We start from the raw sequence: 21,712 nt of genomic DNA on the forward strand, positions 1-21,712 counted from the left end.
CGACAGATGACGGTGCTGATCCTGACGTGCGAACAGGACGTGACGGCAGACCTGGTGGTGGCCCGACTGAACCGGACCGGCGTACCGGTGGTCCGCCTCGACCCCGCCGACCTGCCCGGCGGGGTCGCGCTCTCCGGTGAGTACGTCCACGGCGCCTTCCGCGGACATCTGTCCGCCGGGGGGCGCCTGGTCGGCATGAGCGGGCTGCGGTCCATCTGGCTGCGCAGGCCGGGGATTCCCGCCAGCCGGGTGGCCGAGCCGTCCGGCTGGCTCACCGAGGAGTCCTCACAGGCCCTGTACGGCATGCTGCGCGCCACGGGCGCCCGCTGGATGAACGACCCGGACGCGGCCCGGCGCGCCCGCCACAAGCCGTGGCAGCTGCGGCACGCCCAGCAGGTCGGGCTGCCCGTGCCGGCCACGCTCATCACCACGTTCCCGCAGGCAGCCCGGGACTTCGCCGAGCGCTTCCCGGACCTGGTGGTGAAGCCGGTCTCCGGCACCCACCCGCAGGAACCGCCCAGGACGGTCCCCACCAGCCGTGTCGCGCCCGGAACCGATTTCACCGCGGTCGCCTTCGGGCCCACGCTGCTGCAACGCCGGATCACCAAGACCGCCGACATCCGCCTCACCGCCGTCGGCGACCGCATGCTGGCCGCCCGCAAGCCGGTCCACCCGGACGCCCACCCCGACGAGGTCGACGTCCGCTACGCCGTCTCCGACGCGCCCTGGCAACCGGTCGAGGTCCCGGCGCGCACGGCCACCGCCGTCCGTGCCTACCTCCGTGACGCGCAACTCGCCTACGGGGCCTTCGACTTCGCGGAGGACGCCGACGGGATCTGGTGGTTCCTGGAGTGCAATCAGTCGGGCCAGTTCGGCTTCGTGGAGATGGACACGGACCAGCCGATCGCCCAGACCGTCGCCGACTGGCTGACCCACCGGGAACCGGAACGGCAGACCCGACGGAACGACCGACTCCGGGCAAGACCCTGACGGCACGGCCCTGACGGCACGGGGACAGAGGGCAGCGGCAGGCCGCTGCCGGTCGGCGGCCTGGACCTCACTCCATCCGGCAGACTCTCGCCATGGACACTTCCGAGCACCTGAGAACCCTGGACGAGGAGGGCCGTCTGCTGGCGGCTGCCGCGCGTGAGGCCGGCACCGACGCCGAGGTCCCGACCTGCCCGGACTGGCGGGTACGGGACCTGCTGCGGCACACCGGAACCGTGCACCGCTGGGCGACGGGCTTCGTCGCCGACGGGCACCCCGCGCCGCGCGCACCGGAGGCGGAGCCCGACCTGGACGGTGAGCCGCTGGTGGTGGTACGAGGAGGGGCACCGCCGGCTGGTCGACACCCTGCGCACCGCACCGGCCGACGTCGCGTGCTGGAGCTTCCTGCCCGCGCCGTCCCCGCTGGCCTTCTGGGCCCGCCGTCAGGCACACGAGACGACCGTGCACCGCGCCGACGCGCAGTCCGCGCTCGGCGGCACACCCACCGGGCCCGCGGCGGCCCTCGCCGTCGACGGCATCGACGAACTGCTCCTCGCCTTCCACGCCCGCCCGAGGAGCCGGGTCCGCACCGACAAACCCCGCGTCCTGCGGGTGCGGGCGACGGACGCGGAGGTCGTCTGGACCATGCGCCTGAGCCCGGAGCCGCCAGTCACCACCCGCACGGACACCGAGGACGCGGACTGCGAGATCGCCGGCCCCGCGTCACAGGTCTACCTCTCCCTCTGGAACCGCGTGCCGTTCCCGTCCGTCACGGGCGACCCCTCGCTCGCCGCACTGTGGCGTGACAACTCCGGCATCGTCATGGGCTGACGTCCCGCCCCCACCGTCGCGCCACGACGCCACACGTGCCCGCCAACCGTCGTGGCCACGGCGCCGCCGGGCGGGGCAGTCCCCTATCCGACCCGCTGCATGGCCTTCCGCTGCCGTTCCGCCATCGCGGCCCCGGACTCGCGGCGGGCCATCCGGCGCAGGACGGACGGTGCGAGGAGCAGCCCCGCGACCGTCCACGCGCCCAGGACGGCCGCCGTCTCCCAGTGCCGCCAGGACGCGCCGATCTCGGCGGCGACGGCCTCGCCGGGCAGCAACGCGGAACGGAGTCCGAGGCCGAGCCAGTACACGGGGAAGATCTGCCCGACGGTCTGGAGCCACTCGGGCAGCCTCGACAAGGGGAAGTAGACCCCCGAGACCACGACGAGGCCGAGCACGGGAAGCATCAACAGCCCGACGGCGCGCGGGCTGTCGACCAGTGAGCCGATGACGGCGCCCAGCGGCAGGGTCGCCAGGAGACCCAGCGGCAGCACCCACACCAGAGTCAACAAGGCCCCGCCGCCCTGCCGGGCCACGCCGTCCACCACGAACACGCCCGTGGCGAAAGGAAGCGCCATGGAGACGAGAGCCGTCCCGGACACCATGACGATCTTGCCGACCAGGTGGCCGACCATGCCGTGGGGAACGGCCTTGGCACGCAGCAGCGTGCCGTCCTCGCGCTCGGTCGCGAGCAACTGGGCGGTGGTCATGATCCCCGTGAACGCGAGCGTCATGCCCATCATGCTCGGCAGCATGAACGCACCGGTCGAGATGCCGGCGCCCTTCAGCGGATCGTCCCGCACAAGGACCAGCGGAACGACGAGGAGTACCGTCCAGAGCACATACCCGAACACGTCCTGGCCGGTGGTGAAGGTCTGCCGGAGTTCCGTCCAGCCGCGCCGCACCCCTATGCCCGCCGCGTACCACACCGGACTCATGACGCCCCCTTCTCGAACGCGCGGGCCGCCCGCTCGTCGAGCCCGAGTCCCGCCTCCGACTCCCGCACCATCGACAGATAGGTGTCCTCCAGGCTCGCCCGGCGCACCTCCAGCCCACCGATCGCGTCCCCGTGCTCCTCGAACAACCGGCGGACGAACCGGGTCGGCTCCGTCGTCGCCTCCTCGAAGGGCAGCCCGTCCCGCGTCCACCGCACGGTGGCCTCGGCCGATGCCCGCCGGGACAGGTCCGCCGCCGCGCCGTCCGCCACGATCCGGCCACCGGCGAGGATGAGGATCCGGTCGGCGAGCTTCTCCGCCTCGGCGAGGTCGTGCGTGGTCATCAGGACCGTGGTGTTCTCGTCGGCGAGCCCGCGCACCAGACCGTGGAACTCGTTCCTGGCTTCCGGGTCCAGACCTGCCGTCGGCTCGTCCAGGAACAGCAGTTCGGGTCTGCCCACGATGCCGACGGCGACGTCGAGTCGTCTGCGCTGTCCGCCCGACAGCGTTCCCACCCGCTTCCCCGCGTGCTCCGTCAGGCCCACGGCGGCGATGAGTTCGTCCACGTCCCACGGCCGCCGAACGAGGTCGGTGGAGTACGGCGCGTAGTACGAGCCGAGATGGGACAGCAGTTCCCGCACCCGCCACTTGCCGTGGTCGCGCCAGGACTGCAGCACGATGCCGAGGCGCGCCCGCCACCGCTCGTCCCCACGGGCCGGATCGGCGCCGAGGACGGTCACCTCGCCCGCCGAGCGCATCCGGAAGCCTTCGAGGACCTCGATCGTCGTCGTCTTGCCCGCGCCGTTGGGGCCCAGCAGCACGACGACTTCCCCTCTCCGGCACGCGAAGGAGACCCCCTTCAGCACGTCCTGGCCGCGGTAGCGCATCCGCAGATCCCGCACGTCGACGACCCTGTCGCCCTGCCCGGGTGGGCCGCTCCCCTCCGATAAGGCGTGCGCAGTCGTCATCGGTGTCCCCCGTCCGTCGTGTGGTCTGGCTCCCCAGCACATTACCGAACGGTACGGGTGGGTCCCGCCGCCGCACCCGTCCGGCGAACGCCCCTGGTGGAAGCCGTCCGCTCAGCCCAGCCAGCCCGGCCGCACCAGCCCGGACTCGTAGGCCAGCACCACCAATTGGGCCCGGTCGCGGGCGCCCAGCTTGACCATGGTGCGGCTCACATGGGTCTTGGCTGTCAGCGGGCTGACGACGAGCCGCCGGGCGATCTCGTCGTTCGTCAGGCCGATACCGACGAGGGCCATCACCTCCCGCTCCCGCTCGGTGAGCCGGGCGAGGGAGGCCGCGGCCGAGGGCTCCTTGGAGCGGGCCGCGAACTCCGCGATCAGCCTGCGCGTGACACCGGGCGACAGCAACGCGTCGCCTTCCACCACCGCCCTTACCGCGCGCACCAGTTCCTCCGGCTCGGTGTCCTTCACCAGGAAGCCCGACGCTCCGGAACGGATCGCCTCGAAGACGTACTCGTCCAGCTCGAAGGTGGTCAGCATGACGACCCTGACCCCTTCGAGCCCCTGCTCGTCGGTGATGCGCCGGGTCGCGGCCAGCCCGTCCAGCACGGGCATGCGGATGTCCATCAGCACCACGTCGGGGCGCAGTTCGCGCGCCTTCCGCAGCGCCTCCTCGCCGTCGGCGGCCTCCCCGGCCACCTCGATGTCGGGCTGCGCGTCGAGCAGCGCCCTGAACCCGGCCCGCACCAACGACTGGTCGTCGGCGAGCAGTACGCGGATCACCGCTCCTCCTCGGTCTCGCGGGGCGCCCGCACGGGCAGTACGGCGAGCACCTGGAACCCTCCGTCGGCGCGCGGTCCCGCCTCGATGGTCCCACCGAGCGCGGCGGCCCGCTCCCGCATTCCGACGAGCCCGTTGCCGCCGCCCCCGGCGTCGGCTCCGGTCGCGGGCCCGTCGTCGTCGATCCGCAACCGCAGCTCACCGCCCCCGTGGTCGAGGCGCACGAGCGCGTGCCGCGCACCCGAGTGCCGTACGACGTTGGTGAGGGCCTCCTGGACGATCCGGAAGGCTGCGAGGTCGGTGCCCGGCGGCAGCGGGGGCGGCTCGCCCTCGATGTCGACGGTCAGGCCCGCGTCGGCCGCCTGCGCGACGAGTTCGGGCAGCCGGTCGAGCCCCGGCGCGGGGTCACGCGGCGCTTCACCGGGCGACCGGAGGGCGCCGAGGACCTGGCGGACCTCGCCGAGGGCCTCCTTGCTGGCCGCCTTGATGGTGGTGAGCGCGGTGCGCGCCTGTTCCGGGTCGGAGTCGAGGAGGGCGAGGCCCACACCCGCCTGGACGTTGATCACGGAGATGCTGTGGGCGAGGACGTCGTGCAGTTCGCGGGCGATCCGCAGCCGTTCCTCGTCCGCGCGCCGCCGGGCGGCCTGAGCCCGCTCGGCCCGCTCCCGGGCCCACTGCTCACGCCGCACACGCGCCAGCTCCGAGAGCGCGAGGATCGCCACGCCCCAGGCCACGACGACACCCTCCTGCCCCCAGCTCGCCGCGTCGTCCCCGCCGGGCGGCAGCCACGCGTACAGCCAGTGCGCCACCAGGACGTGCCCCGCCCACAGCGCGCCCATCGCCGTCCAGGCGGCCTTGCGGTGCCCGGTGACGACCGCGCTGAAGCAGCCCACGGCGACGGTGAGGAACACCGGCCCGTACGGGTAGCCGGCGCCCAGATAGACCATGGCGGTCGCGGCCGTGCCGAAGACGACGACCACCGGCCGCCGCCAACGCCACAGCAGCATCAGGGTGCCCAGGAGCAACAGCACGCGGGCGAAAGGGTCCAGAAGGGCGCGCTCGCCCTCCTGCAGGTCGGCGGCGGCGTTCGAGCCGACCAGCACGAAGACGGTGAACACCAGGGTCGAGCGCCACGGCCAGCGGCGTCGCGACGCGTCACCGTCCGGGCGGTTCCACCACGGCGGCGCCCCGTGCCAACGGTGCCGACGCCCGAAACCACCCCAACCCGGGGACCCACCCTCACCCGCACCCTGCTCCGCCATGACGGCCACGCTAGACGCCGGGCCCCGCCCCCGGCGTCACCCGAGCGAGGTGATCACACATACTCCCCAGGACGTACGCCGACCCGACCCGACCGCCCCGGCCCGCCCCGCCTCGCCTCGCCCCCGCCTCGCCTCGCCTCGCCTCGTCGAGTGGACCCGGGCCTCGTCGAGTGGACCCGGGCCTCGTCGAGTGGACCCGGGGCGCCTCAGCGCTCCTTCGCGCCGGACTGCGGGTACACGAGGCCCACATGGTGGGCGAGCTGGCCCGCCGCATGGCGGAAGAACGTCCCCCGGTCCTCGACCACCCGGTTGAACTGCCCGAACACCTCGAAGTTGACCAGCCCGAACAGCTGCGCCCACGCCCCGATCAGCACGACGACCACCTCCGGCGGCAGATCGGGGGCGAGGTCCTCCGCCATGCGCCGCGCCTCGGGCCGCAGCTCCGCGGGCAGCTTCCACTGGGCGACACCCTTGTCCTGGTAGGCGTCACGCACGATCCCGATCAGCAGCAGCCCGACCCGCGCGGCGGCCGGCACCGTCGTCGAGGGCGCGGTGTAGCCGGGGACCGGTGAGCCGTAGATCAAGGCGTACTCGTGCGGCCGCGCCAACGCCCACTCCCGCACCGCCTCGCACACCGCGACCCACTGCCGCGCCGGACTCTCCCCGTTCACCTTCGCGTACGCCGCCTCGGCGGCCTCACCGAGGGAGTCGTACGCGTCGATGATCAACGCGGTGAGCAGCTCGTCTCGGCTGGGGAAGTAGCGGTAGAGCGCCGAGGAGACCATGCCCAGCTCGCGGGCGACGGCGCGCAGCGACAGCTTGGCGGCGCCCTCGGCGGCGAGCTGTCTGCGGGCCTCGTCCTTGATCGCGGCGGTGACTTCGGTCCGGGCGCGGGCGCGGGCTCCTTGTGCGGTGCTCATGTGCAGCAGTGTGCCACAGAGGCAGAGCACTGCACACAATCAAGAGCAGTGCTCTTGCTTTGGAGCACCCGTCTCGTGCACACTGCTCTCAAGCGAGAGCACTGCTCTCTCAATGGCTCACCGAGCACCCCAGGAGGGGACCATGTCGTCGACCCACTACATCAAGGTCAGCGCCGTCGACCGCGCCGTCAACAACGCCATCGGCTGGCTCGCCCGGCGAGGCGTCAGCCTCCTCGGTACGGCGGAACTGTCCGTTCGCGGCCGCAAGAGCGGCGAGTGGCGGCGACTGCCGGTGAACCCGCTGCCGTACGAGGGCGGCCCCTACCTCGTCTCGGCGCGCGGCCACTCCGAGTGGGTCCGGAACATGCGGGCGGCGGGCGGGGGCCGGCTCCAGGTGGGGCGGAGGGTGCAGGAGTTCACGGCGGTCGAGCTGCCCGACGAGGAGAAGCCGGTGGTCCTGCGGACCTACCTCAAGAAGTGGGGCTGGGAGGTGGGCCGCTTCTTCGGTGACGTCAACGCCGACTCCACGGACGAGGAACTGCTCGCCGCCGCCCCGAAGCACCCCGTCTTCCGGATCACCATCAAGAAGTGACCGGCCGCGAGGCGGCACGAACCGGTACGCGGCGCAACCAGCCCAGCCCAGCCTTGAGCCCCAGCTCCAGCCCCAGCCCGCCTACCGGTCGAACGCCGTCAGCGCGCGCTGGGCGATCGGGTGGGTGCGCACGATCTCGCCCAGCGACGTCGAGCCGCGCGTGATGTCGACGAACGCACGCCACGCGGGCCGGAAGCCGGTGATTGCCGCGTGGAACAGGCCGGGCCGCCGCTCGAAGGCGATCAGCAGCCGCTTGCCGACGCTCATCTCGACGCCGAGGCCGGCCTTCACGGCGAACGCGTAGTTCAACGCCTGCCGCCGGGTGTCCACCGCGTCGTGCGCCTCGGCGATGCGGACCGCCCACTCCCCCGCGAGCCGTCCCGAGCGCAGCGCGAACGAGATGCCCTCGCGCGTCCACGGCTCCAGCAGCCCCGCCGCGTCCCCGCACACCAGCACCCGCCCCCGGGAGAGCGGCGAGTCGTCGGCGCGGCAGCGCGTCAAGTGCCCGGAGGAGACACTGGGTTCGAAGCCGGCGAGACCGAGCCGTCCGATGAAGTCCTCCAAGTACCGCTTGGTGGCGGCGCCTTCGCCGCGCGCGGAGATCACGCCCACCGTCAGCGTGTCCCCCTTGGGGAAGACCCATCCGTAACTGCCGGGCATCGGCCCCCAGTCGATGAGGACGCGGCCCTTCCAGTCCTCGGCGACCGTCTCCGGGACGGGGATCTCCGCCTCCAGACCGAGGTCGACCTGGTCCAGCTTCACACCGACGTGCGCCCCTATGCGGCTGGCGCTGCCGTCCGCGCCGACCACGGCCCGCGCCAGCAGCGTCTCGCCGCCCTGGAGGACGACGGCGACCGTGCGGCGGTCCGGTACGGCGGAGCCGTGCTGCTCGACGCGGGTGACCGTGACGCCCGTCCGCAGTTCGGCGCCGGCCTTCTGGGCGTGCTCGACGAGTTGCTGGTCGAACTCGGGCCGGTTGATGAGCCCGAAGAGCATCTGCTTGGACTTGCGCGTACGGGAGTAGCGGCCGTCGAGGGAGAAGGTGACGGCGTGCACGCGGTCTTTGAGGGGCAGTTCGAAGCCGGGCGGCAGCGCGTCCCGCGAGGGGCCGATGATGCCGCCGCCGCAGGTCTTGTACCGGGGCAGTTCGGCCTTCTCCAGCAACAGGACGCTGCGTCCCGCGACCGCCGCCGCGTAGGCGGCCGAAGCCCCCGCGGGCCCCGCGCCCACCACGACGACGTCCCACACCCGCTGCACGTCGTCCGCCGAAGAGTTCTCGCTGCTCACGATGGTCTACTGCTCCCGATCCAGCCGCCTGCCGCACCTTTCCCACGCATCCTACGGCGGTCGTCACCGAGAGTCGCTGTGGGAGGATCGGCAGCGCGTGCGCCCTGCACCGACACACCGGGTACGCGCGTACGCACGCACACCCACACAAGCACCAACGTCGCACCCACGAGGAGCGTGCCCATGTCGTCGAACCCGGTCGCCGAGACCGTCGCCTCGCTGATGCCCAGGGCGAAGGAGGAGCTCACCGAGCTGGTGGCCTTCAAGTCGGTGGCGGACTTCGACCAGTTCCCGAGGAGCGAGAGCGAGGGCGCCGCGAACTGGGTCGCCGACGCGCTGCGCGCCGAGGGCTTCCAGGACGTGGCCCTGCTCGACACCCCCGACGGGACCCAGTCCGTGTACGGCTGTCTGCCGGGGCCCGAGGGCGCGAAGACCGTCCTGCTGTACGCGCACTACGACGTGCAGCCGCCGCTGGACGAGGCCGCCTGGGTCTCGCCGCCGTTCGAGCTGACCGAGCGGGACGGGCGCTGGTACGGGCGCGGTGCCGCCGACTGCAAGGGCGGGGTGATCATGCATCTGCTGGCGCTGCGGGCGCTCAAGGCGAACGGCGGCGTCCCCGTCACCGTCAAGCTGATCGCCGAGGGCTCGGAGGAGATGGGCACGGGCGGGCTCCAGCAGTACGCGGAACAACACCCCGAACTGCTCGCGGCGGACACCGTGGTCATCGGCGACGCCGGCAACTTCCGTGCCGGGCTGCCGACGGTCACCGCGTCGCTGCGCGGCATGATCCTCATGCGGGTGCGGATCGACGCCCTGGAGGGCAACCTGCACTCCGGGCAGTTCGGTGGGGCGGCGCCCGACGCGCTGGCCGCGCTGATCCGCGTCCTCGACTCGCTGCGCGCCGCCGACGGCACGACGACCGTCGACGGGCTCGCGGGCGACGGCGCCTGGGACGGTCTGCAGTACGACGACGAGCGGTTCCGTGAGGACGCCAAGGTGCTCGACGGTGTCGAACTGGTCGGGTCCGGCACCGTCGCCGACCGGATCTGGGCGCGCCCTGCCGCCACGGTGCTCGGCATCGACGCCCCGCCGGTGGTCGGGGCGACCCCGTCGATCCAGGCGAGCGCCCGCGCGCTGATCGGGCTGCGCGTCCCGCCGGGCGTGGACGTCCAGGAGGCGATGAAGCTGCTGGAGGCCCATCTCGTGGCGCACACGCCCTGGGGAGCCCGGGTGAGCTGCGAGCCGATCGGCCACGGCCAGGCGTTCCGCGCCGACACCTCCAGCCCGGCGTACGAGGCGATGGCCGCGGCCATGGCCGTCGCCTACCCGGGCCAGGAGATGCAGTACGCGGGCCACGGCGGCTCCATCCCGCTGTGCAACACCCTCGCCGCCCTCTACCCGCGGGCCGAGATCCTCCTCATCGGCCTCAGCGAGCCGGAGGCGCAGATCCACGCGGTGAACGAGAGCGTGTCGCCGGACGAGCTGGAGCGCATGGCGGTCACGGAGGCGCTGTTCCTGACGAACTACGCGGCGAGCTGAGCGGACGAGGCGTCCCCGGGGCGGTGGTACCTCCGCCCACCGGGGGCGCCGGACGCGCCTCCCGCGCAGAGTGGGGCAGGGGCGGCCGTCACACGGGCGTGCCCGCCTCCAGATAGAACGCGGCGCCCCGCTCCCGGGCCCGCAGGGCCCACCGCAGGCGTGCGTAGCGGACCGGCGGCAGCAGGTCCGCGGCCTCCTCCTCCGTGACGAAGCGCCAGCCGCGCAGCTCGGGGCCGGGCAGCACGGGCCGCTGGGACCCGGCCGCGTCGAGGCGGCCGCCGTCGAAGAGCAGGCGCAGTCCGCCGTATCCGGGGGGCGAGGGGGACTCCCAGTCGACGACGAGCAGCCGGGGTACGTGGCCGAGCCGTATCCCGGTCTCCTCGACGACCTCGCGCATGCCCGCGCGGGCCGGTGCCTCGCCGGGCTCCACGACACCGCCGGGGAACTCCCAGCCGGGCTTGTAGGTCGGGTCGACGAGCAGGACCCGGTCGTCGTCGTCGAACATCAGCACCCCGGCGGCCACGGTCTCCGCGGTCGGCTCGGGGGTCTGCACGATGTCGCACACGGGTACGTTCCCGTCGCGCACGGCGTCGGCGATGCGTCGCGCCGTCTCGTACGGGGTGAGGGCGCTCGTGTCGACGAGGTGGGCGTCGGCGGTGAGCCAGCCGCCGAGGGCGGCTCGGTAGGGCGCGATGTGGTCGTACGCCCATTGACGCATCCGCATCTCGCCGTCGGGGAGGTCCGGCGGGATGTCCCGCCCCGCTATTCGCTCCCGCAGGATCGTTTCGGCCGGTGCGAGGAGCAGATGCCGTACGGGGATGCGGCGGGCGGCGAGACCGCCGAAGATTTCGTCGCGGTACTCCTGGCGGAGCAGGGTCATGGGGACCACGAGGGTGCCGCCCAGCTCGGCGAGCAGCGCGGCGGCGGTGTCGACCACCAGCCGACGCCAGCTCGGCAGGTCCTGGAAGTCGCCGACCTCGGCGAGGCGCTTGGCCGGCAACATGTGCGTCAGTGCGCCGCCGATGACCTCGGGGTCGAAGAGCGTGCTGTTCGGGATCAGGTCGATCAGTTCCCGTGCGGTGGTGGTCTTCCCCGCACCGAACGCACCGTTGATCCAGACGATCACGGTTCCCCCTCTTCTGTTGACCCCCTGAGGCTTGCCCTCCACTACGACGCGGAAACCAGCCGCTGATGAGGAGGTGAAATACACGGTGGCGGGTTCCCACCGAGGGGGAACCCGCCACCGTGTGGTGGGAGGCGGATGGGAGAACCCGCCGCTCCCGACGGAGGGCGTCAGCGCTTCTTGCCGACCTTGCCCTGCTGGCCCGAGGCGCCCCCCAGGGCGTCGTCGCCGACCGCCAGGCTGTCGTCGGTGACCGTCGTGTCGACCGTGTCGAGGGTTCCCTCGACGTCCAGTTTGCTCAACCCGTCGGCCTTTCCGAGGGTGTCCGCGGCGTCGAGACCGTGCGACGGCGTGACAGCCGCGACGACGAAACCGGTGGCGAGGGAGGCGATGGCGAGCATGCTGCGCTTCTTCATGCCACGCTCAACGCGCCACCCCACCACCGAGTCACGGCCACCCCACCGTTTCCCCCACCCGGCGCCCGCCAGCCGGCCACCCAGCCACCCAGGCCCGACTGCCCCACCAGCAACGAGCATCGATAGCCACGACACCGTGCGACGACAACCACACTTGACGCCGCGCCCCGGCCGAGCACGGCCTCGGCGAGTTCGCCCTCGAAGTGACCGGGCCGGTCCGCCGCGTCGGGCCGGCCCGCGGCGGAGGTCGCCGGACGGCCCGCCGCGAACTGCCGGCTCAGGAGGCGTCCCGTCCGCCGCCGGTCGTCGGCCCCTTGGCTGGCCCGCTGGCACGCCGCCCGCTTCACCATGCCTCAGGCAGTACCCCCGCCATGCCCGGCCCGTTCGTCGGCGGGGCGGCGGCCCGCCTCAGCGCCCCCGTGCCAGCGCCGCCGCGGCCGCTCCCACCAGACCCGCGTCCGTGCCCATCTCGGCCGGGGCGACGGTCAGGTGCTGGACGAAGGACAGGGTCGCGTAGTCCTTGAGGGCGGCGCGGAGCGGGGCGAACAGGACGTCGCCTGCGCCCGCGACGCCGCCGCCGATGACGGCGATGTCGATCTCGACGAGCGTGGCGGTGGCGGCGATACCGGCCGCGAGCGCCTGCGCGGCCCGTTCGAAGGAGGCCACGGCGACAGGGTCGCCCGCGCGGGCCGCGGCGGCGACCGCGGCGGCGGAGGTGTCGCCGTCGGGGCCCGGCCGCCAGCCGTTCTCCAGGGCACGGCGGGCGATGTTGGGGCCGCTCGCGATCCGCTCGACGCAGCCGCGGGCACCGCACGGACACGGGTCGCCGTCGAGGTCGACGCTGATGTGGCCGATGTGGCCGGCGTTGCCGGTGGGCCCGGCGTGGAGTCGGCCGCCGAGGACGAGGCCGCCGCCGACACCTGTCGACACCACCATGCACAGCGCGTTGTCATGGCCGCGGGCGGCGCCCTGCCAGTGCTCGGCGGCGGTGATGGCCACACCGTCGCCGATCAGCTCGACGGGCCGTCCACCCGTGGCCGCCCGTACTCGGTCGACCAGCGGGAACCCACGCCAGCTGGGGACGTTGACGGGGCTGACCGTGCCGGCGGAGGCGTCCACCGGACCCGCGCTGCCGATCCCGACGACCGTGGCCGCGCCCCACTGCGGGGCGGCGGTCAGCTCACCGAGGACCTCCTCGACGGCCCGCATCACCGTGTCGCCGTCCTCCCGCGCGGGCGTCGGGCGCTGCGCGCGCACCAGGATCCGGCCGCGGCCGTCCACCAGCGCCCCGGCGATCTTGGTGCCGCCTATGTCGAGCGCGGCCACGAGGTCGGTCTGCATCAGTGTCAGTTCTCCCGCTCCGAGTCTCCTCCCGGGCACCCGGATCCTGCGGCGCCCGGATCTCCGGCCGGAAAAACGGGCAGCACGACGCTCGCCTGGTGGGGGGCGCCGGCCAGAGAATGCGATAGACAGTCTCCCCCGGCTGTGACAACGTTGTCCAGGCTCTATGCTCGACCGCACATCCTCAACAGCCGCACAAATCCGACACACGCACCACCCATGACACCGCGGACCGCGCCTCGGGTGACCACCGACGAGAGTCGAGGGCCGCGGACTCATGACCACCGACACCACCTCAGGACAGCGCAGCCGGTGCCCGACGCCGACGACCAGGACCGCGAGAACGGTGACCACCGACCGGTGCGAACCGACCGGACCTGAGCACCGCGGGACCCATGGCCACGACGACAGCGTGGACCGCGGGACACGGCACCACCGGCCACGCACGGGGACGACAGGACAGGACAGCGCAGAGTGCCCGAGACCGCCCGCAGCATCGCCCGCAGACCGGAGAACCGGTACGGAAACCGTCCGACGATGAAGGACGTCGCCGCCCGGGCCGGCGTGGGCCTGAAGACCGTCTCACGGGTGGTGAACGGCGAGCCGGGCGTCACCCCGGACACCGAGCGCCGGGTGCAGGAGGCGATCGACGCGCTCGGCTTCCGGCGCAACGACAGCGCGCGAGTGCTGCGCAAGGGCCGCACGGCGAGCATCGGCCTCGTCCTTGAGGACCTCGCCGACCCGTTCTACGGCCCCCTCAGCCGGGCGGTGGAAGAGGTGTCGCGCGCGCACGGCTCGCTCCTCATCAACGGTTCGAGCGCCGAGGACCCGGACCGGGAGCAGGAGTTGGCGCTGGCGCTGTGCGCGCGCCGCGTCGACGGGCTGGTGATCATCCCGGCCGGTGACGACCACCGCTATCTGGAGCCCGAGATCAGGGCGGGCGTCGCCACGGTGTTCGTGGACCGGCCCGCCGGGCGGATCGACGCCGACGTCGTGCTGTCGGACAGCTTCGGCGGCGCCCGTGACGGTGTAACCCACCTCATCGCGCACGGGCACCGCCGCATCGGGTTCATCGGCGACATGCCGCGCATCCACACGGCCGCCGAGCGACTGCGCGGCTACCGGGCGGCCATGGAGGACGCGGGCATACCGGTCGAGGACACCTGGATGTCCCTGGGGGTCACCGACCCCGAGCGGGTGCGCAGGGCGGCCGAGGAGATGCTGTCCGGCCCGGCCCCGGTGACGGCGGTCTTCGCGGGCAACAACCGCGTGACGGTGACGGTCGTACGGGTCCTCGCCGAGCACGCCCGCCGGGTCGCCCTCGTCGGTTTCGACGACTTCGAGCTGGCCGATCTGCTCCAGCCGGGCATCACGGTGATCTCCCAGGACCCCGCCGGGATGGGCCGGACCGCCGCCGAACGGCTGTTCCAGCAGCTGGACGGTTCCCTGCTCGCCCCGGAGCGCATCGAGCTCCCGACCCGGCTGATCGCCCGCGGCTCGGGCGAACTGCCGCCCGAGGACTGAGCCTTGGCACCCCCCGACCCCCGTACGCTGGAGGCGCTCGGCCTTGACGTGGCGCCCCGCGAGGACCCGCTGAGCTATCCGGGCGCCTGGCCTGAGGAGTCCGCGCTCCTGGACGGCAACCGCATGCTGCCCCTGGACAGGCTGCGCTTCGAGGACCGTGTCCCCGTGCTCTCGATCGGCTCCAACGCCTGCCCCGCGCAGCTCGTGCACAAGATGGCGGAGCACGGTGTGGAGTGCCGGGTCCCGATGGTCAGGGCCAGGGTGACGGGCATCGGGATCGGTGTCTCCGCCCATGTGAGCCTGCTCGGCTATCTGTCCGCGTCGCCGTTCCGCTCCCCCGGTGCGACCCGCGACCTGTTCATCACCTGGCTCGACGAGGCGCAGCTCGCCGCGATCGACACCAGCGAGGGCGCCGACTCGCCGACGGGGAACTTCCATCGGGCCGCCCTGCCCGCCGCCGACTTCCGTGTCGAGCTGGAGTCGGGCGACGCCCTGGACACCGCCTGGATCTACGTCAACCGGTGGGGCGTCCTGCGCGACGGCGGCTCCGGCCCGCGCCCGCACCCCGGCCGGCAGCGCCCGCTGCTCACCGAACTCCTCGCGGGGTCGGCCGAGTTGCGTGAGCTGTTCGGCACGACGCCCGACGAGTTCTGCGCCCGGGCGCGCGGCGACCGCGCCCTGTGCGCCCGGGGGCGGCAGCTGTTCGCGGAGAAGAGGTGGACGACCGCTTCGGGCCTAGAGCCGTACGTACGGCCGCATCCCCGGTCACGGCGGCCGACGGACCCTCAGCAGACCGGGAGGCCGGGCACCGCGGCGTCGTTGTCGCCGCCCTTGACGTAGACGACGCTGACGAAGACGTCGCGGTTGCCGCTGTCGTCGTCGGTCTTGGCCCACCAGACGTTGGTCCAGCGGCCGGAGGTCTCGCGGCGGCCCGTGTTCTGCTGGCAGTAGAAGTAGTTGGTGCCGGCCTTGAGGACGCCGACCTCGGTGCCGGCGGCGTCGTAGGACTTGGCGGTGGTCCACACGGTGCAGTTGTACCTGCCGCCGCCGATCGCGTGGCAGACCGGCTCCTCGGTGGCACCGCCTCCGGTGGTCCCCCCGGTCGTGGCGCCGCCGGTGGAGCCGCCCGAGGTGTCCGAGCCGCCCGTACCCCCGCCCGTCGTGCCGCCGGTGCCGTCCTTCGAGGGGGAGGGGGACGGCTCGGTCTCCTTGCCGTCGTCCTCCTTGGGCTTCTCGCTCGGGTCCGCCTTCTCGTCGTCCTTCTTCTTGTCCTCGGAGTCGTCCGAGACGTCGACCGCGTCCCGGGCGGCGCCCTTGGACGGCGTGGCGCCGGTCGAGTCGGTGGGCGCGGGCCGGGCGCCCGTCCCGGAGTCGTCGTCGCCGTTCACCAGGGCGACCGTGGCCCCGGTGGCGGCGAGGACCACGAAGACGGCCACCGCGGCGAGCAGGGCGCGCCCCTTGCGGCGCCGGGGGGTGCCGGGAGTGGACACGGTGGTGACGGCACCCGAGGCGGGGACCTGGGGCTGTGCGCCGGAGCCGGTGCCGTCGACCGACGGGGACGCCCCGGTCCCGGACCCCGGGATCGGCTGCGGCGGCCCGAAACCGGCGCCGGCACCGGGACCGTCAACCCCACCCGCACCCGCAGGACCGAAGCCGCCGCCAGCGCCCGCCGTGGGCGGGCCGAAGCCCGGGGGCACCGAGGGCACGCTCCGCTCGGTCTCCTGTCCGCGCGGTGCCGTCGGGCCCGTGGCGCCCGGAGTCGGTGGGGCGGACGCGGTGCCGGAGGCCACCGCCTCCAGCAGTTCCCGTGCGCGGGACGCGTCGGGGCGGTGCTCGGGGCGCTTGTCCATCAGCTGGAGCAGAACCGGCGCGAGGGGGCCGGAGCGCCGGGGCTCCGGGAGCGGTTCGGCCACGATCGCGGTCAGCGTCGACCAGGTGGACGTACGGCGGAACGGGGAGGTGCCCTCGACGGCCGCGTAGAGGGTGGCGCCGAGCGCCCAGACGTCGGAGGCGGGGCCGGGGTCGTTGCCCTGGGCACGCTCGGGGGCCAGGTAGTCGAGGGAGCCGACGAGTTCGCCGCTGCGGGTCAGATGCGTGGCGGAGCCGTCGTTCGGGTCCTCCATGGTGGCGATGCCGAAGTCGGTGAGGACGACCCGGCCGGAACGGTCCAGAAGGATGTTGCCGGGCTTCACGTCGCGGTGGAGCACGCCGACCTGGTGGGCGGCGGCCAGCGCGTCCATCACCTTGGCGCCGATGGCGGCCGCCTCGCGCGGGTCGAGCAGGCCCCGGTCGCGCAGGACGTCGTCCAGGGAGGGACCGTCGACCAGCTCCATCACGATCAGCGGGCGGCCGTCGACCTCGGCGACGTCGTGCACGGCGACGACCCCGGGGTGCCGGATACGGGCGGCGGCCCTGGCCTCGCGCTGCATCCGCAGCCCCAGATCGGCCAGTTCGGGCGCGTCGGCGTCCGTGTAGGTGCGTAGCTCCTTGAGGGCGACCTCGCGGTGGAGCACCTCGTCCACGGCCCGCCAGACGACGCCCATCCCACCGCGTCCGAGCTGCCGCACGATCCGGTACCGCCCGGCGAGGAGCCGTCCGACGCCGTCCGCCTGTTCGTTCGCCCCCGAAGACACCAGTGCCCCGTTCCTCTGAACACGTCAATGAGTGGGCGTACAGCCTACGGTGCTGCGGGGACGCCTCGGACCAGCGGCGACCGCTGTCACAGGACCGCTACACGACCGGCCGGAATCAATGGCCGGAAACAGTCAGGTCCGCCCTGCGGGGCGTGGCGAAGCCCTCCAGGTCGGCGCGGGTCAGTCCGGTCGCCCCGGACACCTCGTCGATGTCGAGGGCGCCGCAGTCGAGGCCGCGCAGCAGATAGCCGCTGAGGGCCTTGGCGGTGGCGGGCTCGTCCATGACGTCGCCGCCGGCGCGGTTGGCGTAGCGGGACAGGCGGGCGGCGGCCTGTTCGTAACCCTCGCGGTAGAAGGCGAAGACGGCCGCGTAGCGGGTCGGGATGTGGCCGGGGTGCATGTCCCAGCCCTGGTAGTAGGCGCGGGCCAGGGCGCGGCGGGTGAGGCCGTAGTGGAGGCGCCAGGCGTCGTGGACCTGTTCGGTCGGACCGACCGGGAGGACGTTCGTCGAACCGTCCGAGACGCGGACGCCGGTGCCCGCAGCGGCGACCTGCATGATCGCCTTGGCGTGGTCGGCGGCGGGGTGGTCGCTGGCCTGGTGGGCGGCGGAGACCCCGAGGCAGGCGCTGTAGTCGAAGGTGCCGTAGTGCAGTCCGGTGGCGCGGCCCTCGGCGGCGCCGATCATGCGGGCGACGGTGGCGGTGCCGTCGGCGGCGAGGATGGCCTGGCTGGTTTCGATCTGGATCTCGAAGCCGATCCGGCCGGGCGCGAGACCGCGCGCCTTCTCGAACGCCTCCAGCAGGCGGACCATCGCGGTGACCTGCTCGGGGTACGTCACCTTGGGCAGAGTCAGGACGAGCCCGTCGGGCAGGCCGCCGGCCTCCAGCAGGCCGGTGAGGAAGATGTCGAGGGTGCGGATGCCCCGGTCGCGCACCGGTGCCTCCATGCACTTCATGCGGATGCCCATGTACGGGGCGGCCGTGCCGTTCGCGTACGCCTCCGCGATCAGCCGGGCGGCGCGGGCGGCGGCCTCGTCCTCCTCGGCGTCGGGGCGCGGCCCGTAGCCGTCCTCGAAGTCGACGCGGAGGTCCTCGATCGGTTCGCGTTCCAGCTTGGCGCGGACACGGTCGTACACGGGGGCGGCGAGGTGGCCGGGGAGGCCGAGGACGGCGGCGAGGGACGTGGCGTCGGGGGCGTGCGCGTCGAGCGCGGCGAGAGCCCGGTCGCCCCAGGTGCGGAGGGTGTCGGCGGCGAACGCGTCGCCGGGGACGTAGACGGTGTGCACCGGCTGGCGGGTGCCGGGGTCGCCGGGGTAGCGGCGCTCCAGTTCCGCGTCGACGGGGGCGAGGGAGGCGCTGATCTCCTTACTGACTGCGCCCGCGAGACTCGTCGCCACGTTCTCCTGTCGACCCTGCCCCATTCCAACCTCCGAATTCCGCTTTACGGAATCAACGCTCCGCATGACGAAGCTAATCGGGCATCTTGACCCGGGTCAACACCGTCCCGGCGTGGGATTCCCCATGCTTCCCCCTGGTCACCGCTATCCCACCGCCTTCTTCCGTATTCATTCGGCAAGCTTCATCCTGACTCCCAAGGGGAGGAGATCGCGTGCCGAACGAGGCCGGAGTGACACGCCGCCAAGGACTCAAGTCCGCGGCGGTGGCCGCCATCGCCGCACCATTGCTCACCACGGCGGGCTCCACGCAGCCCGCCGCCGCCGGCGAGTACGCGGGCGCCCTGAACGTCATGACGTTCAATGTGCGCTTCGCGACCGTCGTCGACGAGACGCCCCGCTGGACGGTCCGCCGCCCGGTGATGCGGGCGTTGCTGCGCCGCGAGCGGCCCCACCTCATCGGCACCCAGGAGGGCCTCTACCAGCAGCTGCGCATGATCGAGAAGGATCTCGGCGGGCATTACGACTGGATCGGCACCGGTCGTGGGGGCGGTAGCAAGGACGAGTTCATGGCGATCTTCTACGACACCCGTCGACTGGAGCCGATCGAGTTCGACCACTTCTGGCTGTCGGACACCCCGTACACGATCGCGTCCAATACCTGGGGCGCTGACTGGTTGCGCATGGTGACCTGGGTCCGCTTCGCCGATCTCGCCGACGGGGGGCGGGAGTTCTACGCCCTGAACACCCATCTGGACAGTGTCAGCCAGTACGCCCGCGAGCGGTCCGTCGGGCTCATCGGCAAGACGATCGCCGGATGGGACCGGTCGCTGCCGGTCGTCGTCACCGGTGACTTCAACGCGGCCGCCCACGACAACCGGGTGTACGACCGGATGCTGGACATCGGACTCGTGGACGCCTGGGACGCGGCGGGCTCGCGCAGCGAGGCGTACGGCACCTACCACGGCTACCGGGGACTCAGACCGGGCGGCCGGCGGATCGACTGGATCCTCACCTCGCCCGGCGTGACCTGCAACTGGGCCGCGATGAACACCTTCTCCATGGACGGGCTGTATCCGAGCGACCATCTGCCGGTGCAGGCCTCACTGACTCTGAGATGAGCGAAGGCCCCCGCGACCGTTCGTACGGTCGCGGGGGCCTTCAGCGCCGGGAGGCTCAGCCCTTGCGGGCCTTGATCTCCTCGGTGAGCTGCGGGACGACGTCGAAGAGGTCGCCGACGACGCCGTAGTCGACGAGGTCGAAGATCGGGGCCTCGGCGTCCTTGTTGATCGCGACGATGGTCTTCGAGGTCTGCATACCGGCACGGTGCTGGATCGCGCCGGAGATGCCGGAGGCGATGTACAGCTGCGGCGAGACGGACTTGCCGGTCTGGCCGACCTGGTTGGTGTGCGGGTACCAGCCGGCGTCCACCGCGGCACGCGAGGCGCCGACGGCCGCGCCGAGGGAGTCGGCAAGGGACTCGATCAGCGCGAAGTTCTCCGCGCCGTTGACGCCGCGGCCACCGGAGACCACGATCGCGGCCTCGGTCAGCTCCGGACGCCCGGTCGACTCACGCGGGGTGCGGCCGGTGACCTTGGTGCCGGTGGCCTGCGCGGAGAAGGTGACGTCCAGCGCCTCGACGGCGCCGGCGGCCGGGGCGGCCTCCACAGCGGCCGAGTTCGGCTTGACCGTGATGACCGGGGTGCCCTTGGAGACACGGGACTTGGTGGTGAAGGAGGCGGCGAACACCGACTGCGTCGCGACCGGACCCTCGTCGGAGGCCTCCAGGTCGACGGCGTCGGTGATGATGCCCGAGCCGATGCGCAGCGCGAGACGGGCGGCGATCTCCTTGCCCTCGGCGGAGGAGGGGACCAGCACGGCGGCCGGGGAGACGGCGGCGACGGCGGCCTGGAGGGCGTCGACCTTCGGGACGACCAGGTAGTCGGCGTACTCGGCGGCGTCGTGCGTGAGGACCTTGACCGCGCCGTGCTCGGCGAGCGCGGCGGCGGTGTCGGCGGCGCCGTTGCCCAGCGCGACCGCGACGGGCTCACCGACACGGCGGGCCAGGGTCAGCAGCTCCAGGGTGGGCTTGCGGACGGCACCGTCCACGTGGTCGACGTAGACGAGAACTTCAGCCATGGGAACGGTTCTCCTAGCGGAATTACGAAGTCTGAGGGGCGTAAGGGAGTTGGGCTCGGCCTGGCCGCAGGGGGCCGGACCGGGCCGCGGGGGCCTTAGATGAACTTCTGGCCCGCGAGGAACTCAGCGAGCTGCTTGCCGCCCTCGCCCTCGTCCTTCACGATCGTGCCGGCGGTGCGCGCGGGACGCTCGGCCGCGGAGTCGACGGCCGTCCAGGCGCCCTCCAGGCCGACCTCCTCGGCCTCCAGGTCGAGGTCGGACAGGTCCCAGGACTGAACCGGCTTCTTCTTCGCCGCCATGATGCCCTTGAACGACGGGTAACGGGCCTCACCCGACTGGTCGGTCACGGAGACCACGGCCGGCAGGGAAGCCTCCAGCTGCTCCGAGGCCGCGTCGCCGTCACGGCGGCCCTTGACCACGCCGTCCTCAACGGACACCTCGGACAGCAGGGTCACCTGCGGCACGCCCAGACGCTCGGCCAGCAGGGCCGGGACGACGCCCATGGTGCCGTCGGTGGAGGCCATGCCGGAGATCACCAGGTCGTAGCCGGCCTTCTCGATCGCCTTGGCCAGCACCAGGGAGGTGCCGATGGCGTCGGTGCCGTGCAGGTCGTCGTCCTCGACGTGGATCGCCTTGTCCGCACCCATCGACAGCGCCTTGCGCAGCGCGTCCTTGGCGTCCTCGGGGCCCACGGTCAGCACGGTGATCTCGGCGTCGTCGGCGTCCTCGGCGATCTGCAGCGCCTGCTCGACGGCGTACTCGTCCAGCTCGGAGAGCAGACCGTCCACGTCGTCACGGTCGACGGTCAGGTCATCGGCGAAGTGCCGGTCGCCAGTGGCGTCGGGCACGTACTTCACAGTGACAACGATCCTCAAGCTCACGCCGGCTCTCCTACTGCATCGTCATTTCTGGGCTGCCTGCTATGGAGGCAGCATAGGCGCCTGAAGCGGCCGATCCCGATCGGGGCGACCTGCGCTCCGGTCGGAATATTACTCGCCAGTACGACGCCTACCGTCCCGCATCTCATCCCCGCTAAGCAAGCGCTTTGAAC

Annotated in this window: 19 protein-coding genes and 1 pseudogene; 7 read left to right on the top strand and 13 right to left on the bottom strand. The window is 72.6% G+C overall.

Features of this window, described 5'->3' with window-relative positions:
- Positions 1 to 6: 6 nt before the first annotated feature.
- On the top strand, positions 7 to 990 hold the full coding sequence (gene tgmB / locus ACZ4Z3_RS15775; protein ID WP_468501521.1) for an ATP-grasp ribosomal peptide maturase: 984 nt from the start codon (positions 7 to 9) through the stop codon (positions 988 to 990).
- Between the two features lie 92 nt (positions 991 to 1,082).
- Positions 1,083 to 1,818 (top strand): annotated as a pseudogene (locus tag ACZ4Z3_RS15780) (maleylpyruvate isomerase family mycothiol-dependent enzyme).
- Between the two features lie 83 nt (positions 1,819 to 1,901).
- Here ACZ4Z3_RS15780 and ACZ4Z3_RS15785 read toward each other — a convergent pair.
- From ACZ4Z3_RS15785 to ACZ4Z3_RS15805, 5 genes are all read right to left on the bottom strand, one after another.
- Positions 1,902 to 2,753 carry an ABC transporter permease gene (locus ACZ4Z3_RS15785; RefSeq protein ID WP_468501522.1) on the bottom strand — a complete coding sequence of 284 codons (852 nt, stop codon included), beginning with the start codon at positions 2,751 to 2,753 and terminating at the stop codon, positions 1,902 to 1,904.
- Complete coding sequence (locus ACZ4Z3_RS15790) at positions 2,750 to 3,718, bottom strand: ABC transporter ATP-binding protein (RefSeq protein ID WP_468501523.1); 969 nt, start codon at positions 3,716 to 3,718, stop codon at positions 2,750 to 2,752. The genes ACZ4Z3_RS15785 and ACZ4Z3_RS15790 overlap by 4 nt, the downstream gene beginning before the upstream one ends.
- Positions 3,719 to 3,829: 111 nt before the next feature.
- Positions 3,830 to 4,495 (bottom strand): response regulator, encoded by a 666-nt coding sequence (locus ACZ4Z3_RS15795; RefSeq protein WP_468501524.1) that lies wholly within the window; start codon positions 4,493 to 4,495, stop codon positions 3,830 to 3,832.
- Positions 4,492 to 5,763 carry a sensor histidine kinase gene (locus ACZ4Z3_RS15800; protein WP_468501525.1) on the bottom strand — a complete coding sequence of 424 codons (1,272 nt, stop codon included), beginning with the start codon at positions 5,761 to 5,763 and terminating at the stop codon, positions 4,492 to 4,494. The genes ACZ4Z3_RS15795 and ACZ4Z3_RS15800 overlap by 4 nt, the downstream gene beginning before the upstream one ends.
- A gap of 197 nt (positions 5,764 to 5,960) precedes the next feature.
- Positions 5,961 to 6,674 (bottom strand): TetR/AcrR family transcriptional regulator, encoded by a 714-nt coding sequence (locus tag ACZ4Z3_RS15805; protein WP_468501526.1) that lies wholly within the window; start codon positions 6,672 to 6,674, stop codon positions 5,961 to 5,963.
- A 142-nt stretch (positions 6,675 to 6,816) separates the two neighbouring features.
- Here ACZ4Z3_RS15805 and ACZ4Z3_RS15810 point away from each other — a divergent pair, with 142 nt between their 5' ends.
- The gene (locus ACZ4Z3_RS15810; RefSeq protein ID WP_404165038.1) at positions 6,817 to 7,266 is read left to right on the top strand and encodes a nitroreductase family deazaflavin-dependent oxidoreductase; all 450 of its coding nucleotides are present in this window, start codon (positions 6,817 to 6,819) and stop codon (positions 7,264 to 7,266) included.
- 81 nt (positions 7,267 to 7,347) lie between these two features.
- Here the strand turns inward: ACZ4Z3_RS15810 and ACZ4Z3_RS15815 are convergent, their stop codons facing one another.
- Positions 7,348 to 8,553, bottom strand: coding sequence for a geranylgeranyl reductase family protein (locus tag ACZ4Z3_RS15815; protein ID WP_107466398.1), 1,206 nt, complete (start codon positions 8,551 to 8,553; stop codon positions 7,348 to 7,350).
- Between the two features lie 183 nt (positions 8,554 to 8,736).
- Here ACZ4Z3_RS15815 and ACZ4Z3_RS15820 point away from each other — a divergent pair, with 183 nt between their 5' ends.
- A complete protein-coding gene (locus tag ACZ4Z3_RS15820) occupies positions 8,737 to 10,092 on the top strand; it encodes a M20/M25/M40 family metallo-hydrolase (protein ID WP_468501527.1) in 1,356 nt (451 codons plus the stop codon).
- 88 nt (positions 10,093 to 10,180) lie between these two features.
- On the opposite strand, the gene ACZ4Z3_RS15825 is transcribed toward ACZ4Z3_RS15820, so the two are convergent.
- The 3 genes from ACZ4Z3_RS15825 to ACZ4Z3_RS15835 form a co-directional block, all read right to left on the bottom strand.
- Positions 10,181 to 11,218, bottom strand: a complete 1,038-nt coding sequence (locus ACZ4Z3_RS15825) for an NUDIX hydrolase (RefSeq protein ID WP_468501528.1) — start codon at positions 11,216 to 11,218, stop codon at positions 10,181 to 10,183.
- 167 nt (positions 11,219 to 11,385) lie between these two features.
- Positions 11,386 to 11,631, bottom strand: a complete 246-nt coding sequence (locus tag ACZ4Z3_RS15830; protein ID WP_468501529.1) for a hypothetical protein — start codon at positions 11,629 to 11,631, stop codon at positions 11,386 to 11,388.
- Between the two features lie 408 nt (positions 11,632 to 12,039).
- Entirely contained in the window at positions 12,040 to 12,972 is a 933-nt protein-coding gene (locus ACZ4Z3_RS15835; RefSeq protein WP_468501530.1) for an ROK family protein, read from the bottom strand.
- 474 nt (positions 12,973 to 13,446) lie between these two features.
- Here ACZ4Z3_RS15835 and ACZ4Z3_RS15840 point away from each other — a divergent pair, with 474 nt between their 5' ends.
- Both ACZ4Z3_RS15840 and ACZ4Z3_RS15845 read left to right on the top strand, forming a co-directional pair.
- The gene (locus ACZ4Z3_RS15840) at positions 13,447 to 14,496 is read left to right on the top strand and encodes a LacI family DNA-binding transcriptional regulator (protein WP_468501531.1); all 1,050 of its coding nucleotides are present in this window, start codon (positions 13,447 to 13,449) and stop codon (positions 14,494 to 14,496) included.
- 3 nt (positions 14,497 to 14,499) lie between these two features.
- Positions 14,500 to 15,336 (top strand): hypothetical protein, encoded by an 837-nt coding sequence (locus ACZ4Z3_RS15845; protein ID WP_468501532.1) that lies wholly within the window; start codon positions 14,500 to 14,502, stop codon positions 15,334 to 15,336.
- On the opposite strand, the gene ACZ4Z3_RS15850 is transcribed toward ACZ4Z3_RS15845, so the two are convergent.
- A complete protein-coding gene (locus tag ACZ4Z3_RS15850) occupies positions 15,282 to 17,129 on the bottom strand; it encodes a serine/threonine-protein kinase (RefSeq protein ID WP_468501533.1) in 1,848 nt (615 codons plus the stop codon). The genes ACZ4Z3_RS15845 and ACZ4Z3_RS15850 overlap by 55 nt on opposite strands.
- Before the next feature lie 115 nt (positions 17,130 to 17,244).
- Positions 17,245 to 18,549 carry a DUF6986 family protein gene (locus tag ACZ4Z3_RS15855; RefSeq protein ID WP_468501534.1) on the bottom strand — a complete coding sequence of 435 codons (1,305 nt, stop codon included), beginning with the start codon at positions 18,547 to 18,549 and terminating at the stop codon, positions 17,245 to 17,247.
- 188 nt (positions 18,550 to 18,737) lie between these two features.
- Between ACZ4Z3_RS15855 and ACZ4Z3_RS15860 the strand changes: the two genes are divergently transcribed.
- Entirely contained in the window at positions 18,738 to 19,643 is a 906-nt protein-coding gene (locus tag ACZ4Z3_RS15860; RefSeq protein WP_468501535.1) for an endonuclease/exonuclease/phosphatase family protein, read from the top strand.
- Between the two features lie 55 nt (positions 19,644 to 19,698).
- Here ACZ4Z3_RS15860 and ACZ4Z3_RS15865 read toward each other — a convergent pair whose 3' ends face one another.
- Both ACZ4Z3_RS15865 and ACZ4Z3_RS15870 read right to left on the bottom strand, forming a co-directional pair.
- On the bottom strand, positions 19,699 to 20,661 hold the full coding sequence (locus ACZ4Z3_RS15865; RefSeq protein WP_468501536.1) for an electron transfer flavoprotein subunit alpha/FixB family protein: 963 nt from the start codon (positions 20,659 to 20,661) through the stop codon (positions 19,699 to 19,701).
- A 95-nt stretch (positions 20,662 to 20,756) separates the two neighbouring features.
- Positions 20,757 to 21,542 carry an electron transfer flavoprotein subunit beta/FixA family protein gene (locus ACZ4Z3_RS15870; protein ID WP_099969189.1) on the bottom strand — a complete coding sequence of 262 codons (786 nt, stop codon included), beginning with the start codon at positions 21,540 to 21,542 and terminating at the stop codon, positions 20,757 to 20,759.
- Positions 21,543 to 21,712 lie beyond the last annotated feature (170 nt).

It is taken from the genome of Streptomyces sp. NPDC030296 (genome assembly GCF_055572815.1).

Bases quoted from the DNA above. Each gene is read 5' to 3' on its own strand.
- tgmB (WP_468501521.1), top strand. From the start codon at position 7: ATGACGGTGCTGATCCTGACGTGCGAACAGGACGTGACGGCAGACCTG.
- ACZ4Z3_RS15785 (WP_468501522.1), bottom strand. From the start codon at position 2,753: ATGAGTCCGGTGTGGTACGCGGCGGGCATAGGGGTGCGGCGCGGCTGG.
- ACZ4Z3_RS15790 (WP_468501523.1), bottom strand. From the start codon at position 3,718: ATGACGACTGCGCACGCCTTATCGGAGGGGAGCGGCCCACCCGGGCAG.
- ACZ4Z3_RS15805 (WP_468501526.1), bottom strand. From the start codon at position 6,674: ATGAGCACCGCACAAGGAGCCCGCGCCCGCGCCCGGACCGAAGTCACC.
- ACZ4Z3_RS15810 (WP_404165038.1), top strand. From the start codon at position 6,817: ATGTCGTCGACCCACTACATCAAGGTCAGCGCCGTCGACCGCGCCGTC.
- ACZ4Z3_RS15820 (WP_468501527.1), top strand. From the start codon at position 8,737: ATGTCGTCGAACCCGGTCGCCGAGACCGTCGCCTCGCTGATGCCCAGG.
- ACZ4Z3_RS15830 (WP_468501529.1), bottom strand. From the start codon at position 11,631: ATGAAGAAGCGCAGCATGCTCGCCATCGCCTCCCTCGCCACCGGTTTC.
- ACZ4Z3_RS15835 (WP_468501530.1), bottom strand. From the start codon at position 12,972: ATGCAGACCGACCTCGTGGCCGCGCTCGACATAGGCGGCACCAAGATC.
- ACZ4Z3_RS15855 (WP_468501534.1), bottom strand. From the start codon at position 18,549: ATGGGGCAGGGTCGACAGGAGAACGTGGCGACGAGTCTCGCGGGCGCA.
- ACZ4Z3_RS15865 (WP_468501536.1), bottom strand. From the start codon at position 20,661: ATGGCTGAAGTTCTCGTCTACGTCGACCACGTGGACGGTGCCGTCCGC.